General features: G+C 62.8%; 7 protein-coding genes. 3 read left to right on the top strand and 4 right to left on the bottom strand.

The window, feature by feature from the left end:
• Positions 1-84: 84 nt before the first annotated feature.
• The gene (locus tag ACOZJV_RS26875) at positions 85-921 is read left to right on the top strand and encodes a 23S rRNA (adenine(2030)-N(6))-methyltransferase RlmJ (RefSeq protein ID WP_078469504.1); all 837 of its coding nucleotides are present in this window, start codon (positions 85-87) and stop codon (positions 919-921) included.
• A 67-nt stretch (positions 922-988) separates the two neighbouring features.
• Here the strand turns inward: ACOZJV_RS26875 and msrA are convergent, their stop codons facing one another.
• From msrA to aceE, 4 genes are all read right to left on the bottom strand, one after another.
• Positions 989-1,636, bottom strand: coding sequence for a peptide-methionine (S)-S-oxide reductase MsrA (gene msrA / locus ACOZJV_RS26870; RefSeq protein ID WP_020297308.1), 648 nt, complete (start codon positions 1,634-1,636; stop codon positions 989-991).
• 75 nt (positions 1,637-1,711) lie between these two features.
• Positions 1,712-4,405, bottom strand: a complete 2,694-nt coding sequence (locus ACOZJV_RS26865) for a sensor domain-containing phosphodiesterase (RefSeq protein ID WP_078469506.1) — start codon at positions 4,403-4,405, stop codon at positions 1,712-1,714.
• Positions 4,406-4,712: 307 nt separating this feature from the next.
• Positions 4,713-6,671: a dihydrolipoyllysine-residue acetyltransferase gene (gene aceF / locus ACOZJV_RS26860; RefSeq protein WP_421548889.1), complete on the bottom strand. Its 1,959-nt coding sequence runs from the start codon at positions 6,669-6,671 to the stop codon at positions 4,713-4,715.
• A gap of 11 nt (positions 6,672-6,682) precedes the next feature.
• Positions 6,683-9,328 (bottom strand): pyruvate dehydrogenase (acetyl-transferring), homodimeric type, encoded by a 2,646-nt coding sequence (gene aceE / locus ACOZJV_RS26855; RefSeq protein WP_078469508.1) that lies wholly within the window; start codon positions 9,326-9,328, stop codon positions 6,683-6,685.
• A gap of 385 nt (positions 9,329-9,713) precedes the next feature.
• Here aceE and glnE point away from each other — a divergent pair, with 385 nt between their 5' ends.
• Both glnE and waaF read left to right on the top strand, forming a co-directional pair.
• Positions 9,714-12,653 carry a bifunctional [glutamate--ammonia ligase]-adenylyl-L-tyrosine phosphorylase/[glutamate--ammonia-ligase] adenylyltransferase gene (glnE, locus tag ACOZJV_RS26850; RefSeq protein WP_078469509.1) on the top strand — a complete coding sequence of 980 codons (2,940 nt, stop codon included), beginning with the start codon at positions 9,714-9,716 and terminating at the stop codon, positions 12,651-12,653.
• A gap of 172 nt (positions 12,654-12,825) precedes the next feature.
• Entirely contained in the window at positions 12,826-13,860 is a 1,035-nt protein-coding gene (waaF, locus tag ACOZJV_RS26845) for a lipopolysaccharide heptosyltransferase II (RefSeq protein ID WP_020298936.1), read from the top strand.

The raw sequence follows: 13,860 nt of genomic DNA, 5'->3' as shown, positions 1-13,860 counted from the left end.
TGCGGCATAAGCCAGGGGCTGCGCGGCGTGACCTGACGACGGCGCGTGTACAAGGTAAACTTCGCCCCCTGCGCAGGAGCAACCATGAACTATCGTCACGCCTTCCACGCCGGCAACCACGCCGACGTCTTCAAACACCTGACCCTGACCCGCCTCATCGCCCTGATGTCGCGCAAGGAGCAGCCATTCGCTTACCTCGACAGCCACGCCGGCATTGGTCTGTACGACCTTCAGGGCGACCAGGCGTCGCGCACCGGCGAGTACCTGGAGGGCATTGCCCGGTTGTGGGGCGAGCAGGATCTGCCGCCGCTGACCGCCGATTACATGGACCTGCTGCGCAAGATGAACCCGGATGGCCAATTGCGCTATTACCCGGGCTCGCCGGAGCTGGCGCGGCGCCTGACCCGCCCGCAGGACCGGGTGCTGCTCAACGAGAAACACCCTGAAGACGGGCAGTTGCTCAAGGACAACATGAAAGGTGATCGCCGGGTGGCGGTGCACCTGGGCGAAGGCTGGCACGTGGCGCGGGCGCTGCTGCCGGTGGCCGAGAAGCGCGCGTTGATGCTGATCGATCCGCCCTTCGAGCAATTGGACGAAATGCAGCGGTGCGCGGCGTCGCTCAAGGAAGCCATCGGCCGCATGCGCCAGACCGTGGCGGCCATCTGGTACCCGGTCAAGGATCAGCGCATGTTGCGCCGCTTCTACCAGGACCTGGCCGGCACCGGAGCCCCCAAACTGTTGCGCGTGGAGTTGCTGGTGCACCCGCTGGACACCCCCAACAGCCTCAACGGTTCCGGCCTGGCCATCGCCAACCCGCCGTGGGGCCTGGAGGAAGAGCTGCGGGAACTGCTGCCGTGGCTGTCGAAAAAGCTCGGCCAGACCCAGGGCGGCTGGCAGATGGACTGGCTGATAGAGGAGTAACAGCGGCAAGCGGCAAGCCAGGACTGAACCGCTTGTCGCTGCTCTTAACTTGCCGCTTGTGGCTGCTCTAAATGGGGCAAGTGACCCCGGTGCCACCGATGCCGCAGTAGCCGGCGGGATTTTTCGCCAGGTATTGCTGGTGGTAGGCCTCGGCAAAGTAGACGGTCGGGGCTTCTTCGATTTCAGTGGTGATGGTGCCCAGGCCGGCCTTGGTCAGTTCTTCCTGATAGGCCTGTGCACTGGCTTTTGCCGCCGCCAACTGCTCTGGCGTGGTGGCATAGATCACCGAGCGATACTGGCTGCCGATGTCATTGCCCTGGCGCATGCCCTGGGTCGGGTTGTGCAGTTCCCAGAACATTTTCAGCAGGTCTTCGTAGCGGGTCTTGGCCTGGTCGTAGACCACCAGCACCACTTCGCTGTGGCCGGTCAGGCCCGAGCAGACTTCTTCATAGGTCGGATTGGGCGTCAGGCCGCCGGCATAGCCGACCACCGTGCTGACCACGCCGTCGTGCTGCCAGAAGCGGCGTTCCGCGCCCCAGAAACAACCCAGGCCAAAGATCGCGAAGCCCACATCGTCGAGGAATGGGCCCAGCAGCGGGTTGCCATTGACGAAATGGGTTTCGGGCAGGTTCATCGGGGTTTCGCGGCCAGGTAGAGCTTGTTCTTTAGTCGGTAGCACGTTTTTGTTCACCAGGATTTCCGAGCGCAGAACCATGATTCAGTCCTCTCAGTCAGGTTGGGGAGTCAGTTACAGAATAGACACGCAGTTTGCCCGAGTGTTACAGCGCTGTCAGGCGATTGGGCCGCGCGGGTAGCGTTTGAGCTTGTCGATCAGCTCGGAGCCGGGGATCGGGCGGTCGAACAGGTAGCCCTGGCCGACGTCGCAACGGTGGCGGCGCAGGAAGGCCAGTTGCTCGGCAGTCTCGATGCCTTCGGCCACCACCTTGAGTTTCAGGTTGTGGGCCATGGCGATCACCGCTGAAGTGATCTCCATATCGTCCTGATTGTCGGGAATTTCGTGGATAAAGCTGCGATCGATCTTGATGATGTCGATCGGGAATTTCTTCAGGTAGCTCAGGGACGAATAGCCGGTGCCGAAGTCGTCCATGGCCAGGGTCAGGCCGAGCTTTTTCAACTGATCCAGTTGCTGGTGGGTGTCTTCCGTTGCTTCCAGCAGCAAGCCTTCCGTCAGTTCCAGCTCCAGCAGCGAGGAGGGTAGCTGCTCCTCCTTGAGGATGCTGGCGATCGAGGCCACCAGGTCCGGGTCGGAAAACTGCTTGGGTGACAGGTTGATCGCCACCTGCAGGTTGCCCAGGCCCGCTGCGGTCAGTTGCTTGCTCATGCGGCAGGCCTGGCGCGCGATCCACTTGCCGATGGGGATGATCAGGCCGGTCTCTTCAGCCACGCTGATGAACTGGTCCGGGCGGATCATGCCCTTTTCCGGGTGGTTCCAGCGCAGCAGGGCTTCCATCCCCAGCAACCGGCCGCTGCGCAGGCAGAGCTTGGGTTGGTAGAACACGTCGAGTTCGTTCTGGGTCAGGGCGCGGCGCAGGTTGTTTTCCACGAACAGCTTGTAGCTGGCCTCGGCGTTCAGTGCTTCGGTGAATACCTGCACCTGGTGCTTGCCGTTGGCCTTGGCCTTGTGCAGGGCCAGGCCGGCGTTGCGCATCAGGGTTTGCGGGTCGCGCCCGTGCAGCGGCGCGCAGGCCAGGCCCACGGAGCCGGTGACGCTGATCAGCTGGTTGTCGACGAACATCGGCTTGTCCAGAGTCGTCAGCAACTGGCTGGCAATCAGTTGGCCGGCCTCCAGGCTGGTGTCATCCAGCAGCACCGCGAACTCGTTGCTGGCGAAGCGCGCCAGGCTGCCGCTCGGGCTCAGGCTGTTGCGCAGGCGGCGGGCCAGGCTGATCAGCAATTTGTCGCCGGTCTGGTGGCCGAGGCTGTCGTTGATCCGCTTGAAGTTGTCGATGTCCACCAGCAGCAGGCTGATGGGGGTGTTGCTGTCGCGGGCGAAACGTTCGTCAAGGTTGCGGATAAAGGCCGGACGGTTGCCCAGGTTGGTCAGGTTGTCGGTGTAGGCCAGGCGCTCGATGCGCTGCTGGGCCAGCTTGGCCTGGGTGATGTCTTCGTAGATGCCGATGTAGTGCGTCAGCTCGCGGTTGTCGCCATAGACCTTGGAGATCGACAACTGGCCCCAGTAGGGCTCCAGGTTCTTGCGGCGGCTCTTGAACTCGCCTTGCCAGCTGTTGCTCTGGGCCAGGCTGGACGGCGCGTCGAACAGCAGCTCGCTGAGGTTTTCCAGGGCCGGCAGTTCCGACAGCCGATGACCGTGGACTTCCTCGGTGCTGTACTGGGTGATCGCAGTGAAACTGGGGTTGACGTACTCCACCACGCCATCGCAATTGACCAGCAAAAACGCGTTGGCGCTTTGCTCCACGGCACGCTGGAACAGGTGTAGGGCGCTGGTGGCGGTGCGGCGGTTGTGATTGTTGATGACTTGGGCGAACTGATCGGCCAGCTCGCCGGCAAAGGCGATCTCGTCGGACTGCCAGGCCCGGGTTACGCCGGTCTGTTCCAGGCACAGCACGCCGACCACCTGGCCGTCGATGCGGATGCTCGCATCGAGCATCGCATTCACGTCGCGGGGCCTAAGGCTTTCTGCCATCTCTCGGGTGCGCGGATCGCGCATGGCGTTGTGCGCATCGATGGCGCGGCAGCTGTGCAGGGCCTCCAGGTAATCCGGAAAACCACTGGCGTCGATGACCTCGGGGATCCGGTATTCCTGAGTCGCGCGGGTGTACGCGGCGATCGGCTTCAACAGCTGGTCTTCGAGGTTCCAGATGCTCGCGCAGTCGATCTCGTAGATGTCGCAGGCGCAGCGGGTGATCAGCTCGGCGGCTTCCTTCAGCGAGTTGCCGGAGCTGTAGCGCTGGCGCGTCAGGAGCAGGATCAGGTCCTGCTGGGCGCGTACCCGGTCCAGGTGCTGCAGCTGTTCCTGCTGGGCGCGCTGGTTGAGTTCCAGGGCGATCTGCAGGCGGCTGTTCTGGGTTTCCAGGTCCTGGGTGGGCAGTGTGGGGGCGTCGCTGAACAGGCCGTCGACCACCAGCAGGTAGCCGCGCAACAGGTGGCGATTGTGCTGTTTGTAGGCTTCGCCCAGCTCCAGCAGGCTCAACGGGCCTTCGGCTGTATGCAGGGTGTAGCGCACCAGATAGTGCGGGCTGTGGGTCAGTTGCTGCTGGATGGCGTCATGTAACTGATAGCGCGCTTCAGGCTCCATCAGGCTGGCGTAAGGGGCGCCGACCAGGGCACAGAGTTCGACCGCCGGCAGGCCGAATTGGCGTTCGCAATTGGGGTCGAGAAACAGCAGCGCCCAGCTAGCTTCGTTCAGCCGTTCGAAACGCAGCATGCCGAGCCTGGAAGGCACGGGCAACTGCGTCACTACCTCGGCCACCATACGGCTGGCGGCATCGGGTTGGCTTTTCATTGAGGAACTCGCTTCGAAAATGCTGATCGCGCTGGGCTCGCGCCCTCTTCACTGTTGTCTGCGGCAAGGTTGCATCATGCGGCACTTACTGACAAGAGAGATGAAGGCTAAGTGCTATAAGAATCTATCGGCAGCGCTCAGGATTTCTGCACACTTATCGCGTGCCGTTTGGCGCCGGGCTCTGGCCTGGCTGCTGCGCCGATGTGCAGGCAAAAAAAGCCCCGCCAAATTGGCGGGGTTGAGGTACGAGCGTGGCGCTCGGAAAACAGTGCGTATCGGCTCTCCCATGACAGGAGAGCCGATTGGCTTACAGCAGGATGGTGCGGATGTCGGCCAGCAGGTCGCTCAGGCGCTTGGTGAAGCGTGCCGCAGCGGCGCCGTTGATCACACGGTGATCGTAGGAGAGCGACAGGGGCAGCATCAGCTTCGGCTGGAAGGCTTTACCGTCCCAGACAGGCTGGATGGTGGCCTTGGAAACACCGAGGATCGCCACTTCCGGCGCGTTGACGATCGGCGTGAAGCCGGTGCCGCCAATGTGCCCGAGGCTGGAGATGGTGAAGCAGGCGCCCTGCATGTCGTCGGCCGAAAGCTTCTTGGTCCGGGCTTTTTCAGCCAGGGCCGCGGCTTCGGCAGCCAGTTGCAACAGGCTCTTCTGGTCGACGTTCTTGATCACCGGTACCAGCAGGCCATCAGGGGTGTCGACCGCGAAGCCGATGTTGACGTACTTCTTGCGGATGATCGCCTTGCCGCTAGGGGCCAGCGAGCTGTTGAAGTCCGGCAGTTCCTTGAGCAGGTGTGCGCAGGACTTGAGCAGCAATGGCAGCACGGTCAGCTTGACGCCAGCCTTCTCGGCGACGGCTTTCTGGGCCACGCGGAACGCTTCCAGCTCGGTGATATCAGCCGAGTCGAATTGGGTCACGTGCGGCACGTTCAGCCAGCTGCGGTGCAGGTTGGCGGCGCCAGCCTGCATCAGGCGGGTCATCGGCACTTCTTCGATCTCGCCGAAGCGGCTGAAGTCCACGACCGGGATCGGCGGGATGCCAGCGCCACCGGTTGCGCCGGCAGCTGCCGGTGCTTCCTTGGCTTTCTGCAGCATGGCCTTGACGTAGACCTGCACGTCTTCTTTCAGCACACGGCCGTGTGGGCCGCTGGCGCTGACGCCGCTCAGATCGACGCCGAACTCGCGAGCCAGTTGGCGAACCGCCGGACCTGCGTGAACCTTGGCGCCTGGCTTGGCCGGGGCCGCCGCGGGTGCGGCAGCAGGTGCCGGAGCCGCAGCGGCAGGTGCGCTTTCAGCCTTGGCCGCGGGAGCCGCAGCAGGGGCTGGAGCAGGAGCGGCTGCGGGAGCTGCGCCCTTGACCTTGAGCTTGAGGATCAGGTCGCCGGTGCCGACTTCGTCGTCCAGCTTGATCGAAACGCTTTCCACGACGCCGGCGGCAGGCGATGGAATTTCCATGCTCGCCTTGTCGGATTCGAGGGTGATCAGCGACTGGTCGGCGGTGACGGTGTCGCCAGCCTTGACCAGGACTTCGATGATCTTGGCCTTGCCCGACGAGCCGATATCCGGGACATGGATGTCCTGGACGGTGTCGGCTACCGGGGCTGCAGGCGCGGCCGCAGGAGCGGCAGCGGCTGCCGGAGCAGGCGCTGCAGCCTGGGCTGGCGCGGCGGCGGCAGGGGCCGCAGCACCCGCCACTTTCAACGCCAGGATCAGGTCGCCAGTGCCGACTTCGTCGTTGAGCTTGACGCTGATGCTCTCGACCACGCCAGCGGCAGGCGATGGAATTTCCATGCTCGCCTTGTCGGATTCGAGGGTGATCAAGGATTGATCGGCCTCAACGGTGTCGCCGACCTTGACCTGGATCTCGATGATCTGGGCCTTGCCCGACGAGCCGATGTCCGGCACGTGGACTTGCTGCGTGGTGGCAGCAGCCGGCGCGGCGGCTGGAGCGGCGGCGGCAGGTGCGGCCGCCGGTGCTGCTTCAGCTTTGGCCGCCGGCGCAGGGGCAGCCGCAGGGGCCGCAGCAGCGGCACCTTCGACTTCCAGCTCGAGCAGTTCGTCGCCTTCTTTCAGGCGATCGCCCAGCTTCACTTTCAGGGCTTTGACGATGCCGGCCTTGGGCGCAGGAATTTCCATGCTGGCCTTGTCCGACTCAAGCGTCAGGATGCTCTGGTCGGCTTCGACACGGTCGCCGACCTTCACAAATAGTTCGATTACTTCACCTTCACCGCTGCCGATGTCAGGTACGCGAATGAGTTCGCTCACAGAGTGTCTCCTCAGCAGTCCAGTGGGTTGCGTTTTTCCGGGTTGATCCCGAACTTGACGATAGCCTCGGCCACCACCTTGGGTTCGATATCACCACGGTCAGCCAAGGCTTCCAGGGCTGCCAACACCACGAAATGACGGTCTACTTCGAAGAAGTGACGCAGTTTCTTGCGGCTGTCGCTGCGGCCGAAACCGTCGGTGCCCAGGACTTTGAATTCCTTGGACGGGACCCACTGACGAATTTGTTCAGCGAACAGCTTCATGTAGTCGGTAGAGGCAATGACCGGACCTTTACGGCCGCTCAGGCACTCTTCGACGTAGCTCAGTTGCGGCTTCTGGCCCGGGTGCAGGCGGTTGCTGCGCTCGACGGCCAGGCCATCGCGACGCAGTTCGTTGAAGCTGGTAACGCTCCAGACGTCAGCGCCGATGTTGAACTCTTCACGCAGGATCTTCGCCGCTTCACGCACTTCGCGCAGGATGGTGCCGGAGCCCATCAGCTGGACGTGGTGCGCCGCTTCCTTGGTGTCTTCTTCGAGCAGGTACATGCCCTTGATGATGCCGTCCTCGACACCGGCCGGCATGGCTGGCTGCTGGTACGACTCGTTCATCACGGTGATGTAGTAGAAAACGTCCTGCTGCTCTTCGGTCATTTTCTTCATGCCGTCCTGGATGATCACCGCCAGCTCATAGCCGTAGGTTGGATCAAAGGTGCGGCAGTTCGGGATGGTGCCGGCCAGGATGTGGCTGTGGCCGTCTTCGTGTTGCAGGCCTTCGCCGTTCAGCGTGGTGCGGCCGGCGGTGCCGCCGATCAGGAAGCCACGGGTGCGGCTGTCGCCAGCGGCCCAGGCCAGGTCGCCGATACGCTGGAAGCCGAACATCGAGTAGAAGATGTAGAACGGCAGCATCGGCTGGTTGTGGCTGGAGTACGAAGTACCGGCAGCGATGAAGGAGCTCATGGCGCCCGCTTCGTTGATGCCTTCTTCGAGAATCTGGCCCTTCTTGTCTTCGCGGTAGAACATCACCTGGTCTTTATCGACTGGCTCGTAGAGCTGGCCGACGGACGAGTAGATGCCCAACTGGCGGAACATGCCTTCCATACCGAAGGTACGGGCTTCGTCCGGGATGATCGGAACGATGCGTGGGCCGATTTCCTTGTCCTTGACCAGCTGCGCGAGGATCCGCACGAAGGCCATGGTGGTGGAGATTTCACGGTCGCCCGAGCCGTCGAGGATGGCCTTGAGGGTGCTGAGGTCTGGCGTCGGGACGGCGAAGCTCTCGGCGCGGCGCTGTGGCACGAAACCACCCAGGGCAGTGCGGCGCTCGCTGAGGTAGCGGGCTTCGGCGCTGTTTGGCTCGGGCTTGAAGAACGGCAGGTTCTCCAGCTCTTCGTCCTTGACCGGGATGTCGAAGCGGTCGCGGAACAACTTCAGGCTGTCGACATCGACTTTCTTGGTGTTGTGCGCGGTGTTTTTCGCTTCGCCGGCACCGGTGCCATAACCCTTGATGGTCTTGGCCAGGATGACGGTAGGTTGTTCTTTGTGGTTGACCGCTTCGTGGTAGGCCGCATAGACCTTGTACGGGTCGTGGCCGCCACGGTTGAGTTTCCAGATCTCGTCGTCGGACAAGTCGGCAACCATGGCCTTGAGTTCAGGCGTGTTGAAGAAGTGCTCGCGAACGAAGGCGCCGTCTTTGGCCTTGTAGTTCTGGTACTCGCCGTCGATGACTTCGTCCATGCGACGTTGCAGGATGCCGTCGACGTCCTTGGCCAGCAGTGGGTCCCAGAAACGGCCCCAGATGACTTTGGTCACGTTCCACTGGGCGCCACGGAATACGCCTTCGAGTTCCTGGATGATCTTGCCGTTGCCGCGAACCGGGCCGTCGAGGCGCTGCAGGTTGCAGTTGATGACGAAGATCAGGTTGTCCAGCTTCTCGCGGCCGGCCAGGGAGATGGCGCCCAGGGATTCCGGTTCGTCGCACTCGCCGTCGCCCAGGAAGCACCAGACTTTCTGCTTGCCTTCAGGGATGAAACCACGGGCTTCCAGGTACTTCATGAAGCGCGCCTGGTAGATCGCCTGGATTGGACCCAGACCCATGGATACGGTCGGGAACTGCCAGAAGTCAGGCATCAGCCAAGGGTGCGGGTAGGACGACAGGCCCTGACCGTCGACTTCCTGGCGGAAGTTGTTCATTTGTTCTTCAGAGATGCGGCCTTCCATGAACGCACGGGCGTAAACGCCTGGGGAGGTGTGGCCCTGGAAGTAGATCAGGTCGCCGCCGTGTTCGTCGGTCGGGGCCTGGAAGAAGTAGTTGAAACCAATGTCATACAGCGTCGCGCTGGAGGCGAAGCTGGAGATGTGACCGCCCAGGTCTGAATCCTTCAGGTTGGTGCGCATGACCATCGCCATCGCGTTCCAACGTACCAACGAGCGAATGCGGCGTTCCATGAACAGGTCGCCAGGCATGCGTGCTTCGTGGGTGACGGGAATCGTGTTGCGATAGGGCGTGGTGATGGCGTAGGGCAATTGCGAGCCGCTGCGGGTCGCGAGTTCGCCCATACGGGTCATCAGATAGTGAGCACGGTCTTCGCCTTCTTTGTCGAGAACCGATTCCAGGGCGTCCAGCCATTCCTGGGTTTCGACGGGATCGAGGTCTTGCATGGCTTGCTCCAGGGCGGAAAGGCTTCCAGAATCGGTTGCCTGAGTTTGCGACTGGCCTTGTGGGCAGACGATTATAAATTCTTGGATTGCCGGAGGGTTGATCCGGCGGCGTGTAGTTTTACTACAAATCGTCGGCCATTTCAGCCTTTCGAATGTATATACGAGTAGTAAAACTACAGAAGATTGGCTTGTGGCCTCCTGCTTCGTTGTGAGAAAAATCGTTACTGTTGGTCAACGGCCAACATCCTTGGGTAGGAATTTGATGCTGACTGCCAATAAAACAGAATTTTCAGCTATTTCTAACCTTTGTTCGACAGTCCATCACGACGCGTGTTTGCGGTATTTGCCACAGCCCCTCACTTTCCACGCCGATCAAGGATAGCCCATGAGCCTGCCCGTGCTTGCCCAAGTCCCCGCGATTCTCCTGCCATTAGTCACTCGTGCGCAGCAGTCGTTTCGTGACGCGGTGGCAGCCCTGGATGACGAACACGGGCTTGGAGCCTGGACCGAGCAACGCTGGGACGACTTTGCCCGGGTCGGCGCGGCCAGCGATTTTGTCATTGAGCAGAGTCTGCGTGACCCTTTGATGTTGCTGCAACTGGTGCAGTCCGGCGAGCTGGATCGCGGTTTTGCGCCGGGAGAGCTGTGCGCCCAGATTGCAGCCGCGGTGCAGCAGGCCGAAACCGAGGACGAGTTGGGTCGGGTGCTGCGCCGCCAGCGGACCCGGCACCAGGTCCGGATCATCTGGCGCGACCTGACGCGCCAGGCGGACCTGGTGCAAACCTGTCGCGACCTGTCCGACATGGCCGACGCCAGCATCGACCAGGCCTATCAATGGCTGTACCTGCGCCATTGCCAGCAGTTCGGCACCCCCACCGGTCGCCGCAGCGGCGAGCCGCAACAGATGGTGATCCTCGGCATGGGCAAGCTGGGGGCGGTGGAACTGAACCTGTCTTCGGACATCGACCTGATCTTTGCCTACCCCGAGGGCGGCGAGACAGTGGGGGTCAAGCGTTCGCTGGATAACCAGGAATTCTTCATTCGCCTCGGTCAGCGCCTGATCAAGGCCCTGGACCCGATGACCGTCGACGGTTTTGTGTTCCGTGTCGACATGCGCCTGCGCCCTTATGGGTCAGCCGGCGCCCTGGTCCTGAGTTTCAATGCCCTTGAGCAGTACTACCAGGACCAGGGCCGGGACTGGGAGCGCTACGCCATGATCAAGGCGCGGGTGGTGGCTGGTGATCAAGTGGCCGGGGCCCAGTTGCTGGACCTGCTGCGGCCCTTTGTCTACCGGCGCTACCTGGATTTTTCGGCGATCGAAGCGCTGCGCACCATGAAGCAGTTGATCCAGCAGGAAGTGCGGCGCAAGGGCATGGCCGAGAACATAAAGCTGGGTTCTGGTGGCATTCGCGAGGTCGAGTTCATTGCCCAGGCGTTTCAACTGATCCATGGCGGGCGCGACCTCAGCTTGCAGCAGCGGCCTTTATTAAAGGTGCTGAGCACCCTGGAAGGTCAGGGTTACCTGCCGCCGGCAGTGATTGGTGAGTTGCGCGAAGGTTATGAGTTCCTGCGTTACACCGAGCATGCAATCCAGGCGATTGCCGACCGCCAGACCCAAATGCTGCCTGACAGCCCGCAGGACCAGGCGCGTATCGCCTTTATGCTGGGCTTTGCCGATTGGGCGGCGTTCCACGAGCAGTTGATGTACTGGCGCGGCCGGGTGGAGTGGCACTTCCGCCAGGTGATTGCCGATCCGGACGAGGAAGACGGTACCGAGAGCGAAGTGGTGGTCGGCGGCGAATGGCTGCCGCTGTGGGAGGAGGCCCAGGACGAGGAGGCAGCCTGCCGGCAGTTGCAGGAGGGCGGCTTCAACGATGCGCCCAAAGCCCTGAAAACCCTCGCCAGCCTGCGCAGCAGCCCGCAACTGCGGGCCATGCAACGCCTGGGGCGGGAGCGGCTCGACGCCTTTATCCCGCGCTTGCTCGCGCAGGCGGTGGAACATGCCAACCCTGATCTGGTGCTGGAGCGGGTGTTGCCGCTGGTGGAGGCGGTGGCGCGGCGTTCGGCCTACCTGGTACTGCTCACCGAAAACCCCGGGGCCCTGCGCCGTTTGCTGACCCTGTGCGCCGCCAGCCCGTGGATTGCCGAGCAGATCACCCGTTTTCCGCTGTTGCTCGATGAATTGCTTAACGAGGGCCGGCTGTTCAAGCCGCCCTTGGCCCCGGAGCTGGCCGCCGAGCTGCGGGAGCGCCTGACCCGCATCCCCGAGGACGACCTTGAGCAGCAGATGGAAGCCTTGCGCCACTTCAAGCTGGCCCACCGGCTGCGGGTCGCCGCCTCGGAAATCGCCGGCAGCCTGCCCTTGATGAAGGTCAGCGATTACCTGACCTGGCTGGCCGAGGCCATTCTCGAACAGGTTCTGGCCCTGGCCTGGCGCCAGACGGTGGCCAAATATGGCTCGCCCCAGCGCAGCGACGGCACCCTATGCGACCCGGGCTTTATCATTGTCGGCTACGGCAAGGTCGGTGGTATCGAGCTGGGGCACGGCTCCGACCTGGACCTGGTGTTTATCCATGACGGCGATCCCCAGGCCGAAACCGATGGCGCCAAGCCGATCGACGGTGCGCAATTCTTCACCCGGCTGGGCCAGCGGATCATTCATTTGCTGACCACCCAGACCAACTCCGGGCAGCTCTATGAGGTCGATATGCGCCTGCGTCCGTCCGGCGCTTCGGGGCTCTTGGTCAGCTCCCTGGGGGCCTTTGCGCGTTATCAGGAAAACGAAGCCTGGACCTGGGAGCATCAGGCCCTGGTGCGGGCGCGGGTGCTGGTCGGCAGCCAGGATGTGGGCCGGGCCTTTGAGAAAGTCCGCGCCGCGGTGCTGGGCAAGGCCCGCGACCTGCCCAAGCTGCGCCAGGAGGTCAGCGAGATGCGGGCCAAGATGCGCGACAACCTGGGCAGCAAGCTGACCGCCGCCGGAACCGCGGCAAACGCCTTCGAGGCCACGGCGCCGTTCGATCTCAAGCAGGACGCCGGTGGTATCGTCGATATTGAATTTATGGTGCAATACGCGGCCCTGGCGTGGTCGCAAGAGCACCCGTCATTGCTGCGCTACACCGACAATATCCGCATTCTGGAAGGGTTGGAGGAGGTCGGGCTACTCCCCGCAGCCGATGCCAGCCTGCTGCGCGAGGTGTATAAGGCCTACCGTTCCGCCGCCCACCGCCAGGCCTTGCAGAACGAGGCCGGGGTGATTGCCGGTGATCAGTTCGCCAGCGAACGGCGCGAGGTTTTACGGATTTGGCGCGAGCTGGGGCTAAGCTAGGTTTTTTGCCCATACCCGCGCAGCCAGGGTTGGCCAGCAACGTGAGGTTGCTACAAACGTACCCGGCGAGCCGTTCGCGGCTGGTCGTAAATCAACTGGCGGTGAAGGCCGCGGGTGCTGGATTCTCGAGGCGGGGAGGCGGAAGCCTCCCCGGTTCGTTTTTGGAAACCACATGAATATTCTGATCGTTGGGCCCAGTTGGGTCGGTGACATGGTGATGGCACAGACGCTGTTTCAGTGCCTGAAGCAGCGCCATCCGCAATGCGAGATCGACGTGCTGGCCCCCGAGTGGAGCCGCCCGATCCTGGAGCGCATGCCCGAAGTGCGCCAGGCCTTGAGCTTCCCGCTCGGCCACGGCGCGCTGGAATTGGCCACCCGTCGGCGCATCGGCAAATCCCTGGCCGGCCAGTACGACCAGGCGATCCTGCTGCCCAATTCCCTGAAGTCGGCCCTGGTGCCGTTTTTCGCCGGCATCCCCCAGCGCACCGGTTGGCGTGGCGAGTTCCGCTATGGCCTGCTCAACGATGTGCGCAAGCTGGATAAAGAACGCTACCCGCTGATGATCGAGCGCTTTATGGCCCTGGCCTACGCGCCTGGCGCCGAGTTGCCGACGCCTTACCCGCGCCCGAGCCTGCGCATCGAACCGCAAAGCCGCGATGCCGCCCTGGCCAAGTTCGGCCTGAGCCTCGATCGCCCGGTATTGGCCTTGTGCCCGGGTGCCGAGTTTGGTGAATCCAAACGCTGGCCGTCCGAGCATTACGCCAAAGTGGCCGAAACCAAGATCCGCGAGGGCTGGCAGGTCTGGCTGTTCGGTTCGAAGAACGACCATGGTGTGGGTGAAGAGATTCGCGCCCGACTGATTCCGGGCCTGCGTGAAGAGTCATACAACCTCAGCGGCGGCACCTCCCTGGCCGAAGCTATCGATCTGCTGTCCTGCGCCGACTCGGTGGTGTCCAACGACTCCGGCCTGATGCACGTGGCCGCCGCCCTGAATCGCCCGCTGGTGGCGGTGTACGGTTCCACGTCGCCGGGTTTTACACCGCCGCTGGCGGAGAAAGTCGAAATCGTGCGCCTGGGCCTCGAATGCAGCCCCTGCTTTGACCGCACGTGCCGTTTCGGCCATTACAACTGCCTGCGCCAGCTCCTGCCGCAGCCGGTGAACGAAGCCTTGCAGCGCTTGCAGGGCACTGCGGTCGAGGTCCAGTAA

It is taken from the genome of Pseudomonas sp. QD4 (assembly GCF_049199125.1).
In the GTDB taxonomy this organism is placed as follows: domain Bacteria; phylum Pseudomonadota; class Gammaproteobacteria; order Pseudomonadales; family Pseudomonadaceae; genus Aquipseudomonas.
This window is presented reverse-complemented; position numbering and strand designations above follow the sequence as displayed.

Coding starts and splice junctions, on each gene's coding strand:
- ACOZJV_RS26875 (WP_078469504.1), top strand. CDS start 85: ATGAACTATCGTCACGCCTTCCACGCCGGCAACCACGCCGACGTCTTC.
- msrA (WP_020297308.1), bottom strand. CDS start 1,636: ATGGTTCTGCGCTCGGAAATCCTGGTGAACAAAAACGTGCTACCGACT.
- ACOZJV_RS26865 (WP_078469506.1), bottom strand. CDS start 4,405: ATGAAAAGCCAACCCGATGCCGCCAGCCGTATGGTGGCCGAGGTAGTG.
- aceE (WP_078469508.1), bottom strand. CDS start 9,328: ATGCAAGACCTCGATCCCGTCGAAACCCAGGAATGGCTGGACGCCCTG.
- glnE (WP_078469509.1), top strand. CDS start 9,714: ATGAGCCTGCCCGTGCTTGCCCAAGTCCCCGCGATTCTCCTGCCATTA.
- waaF (WP_020298936.1), top strand. CDS start 12,826: ATGAATATTCTGATCGTTGGGCCCAGTTGGGTCGGTGACATGGTGATG.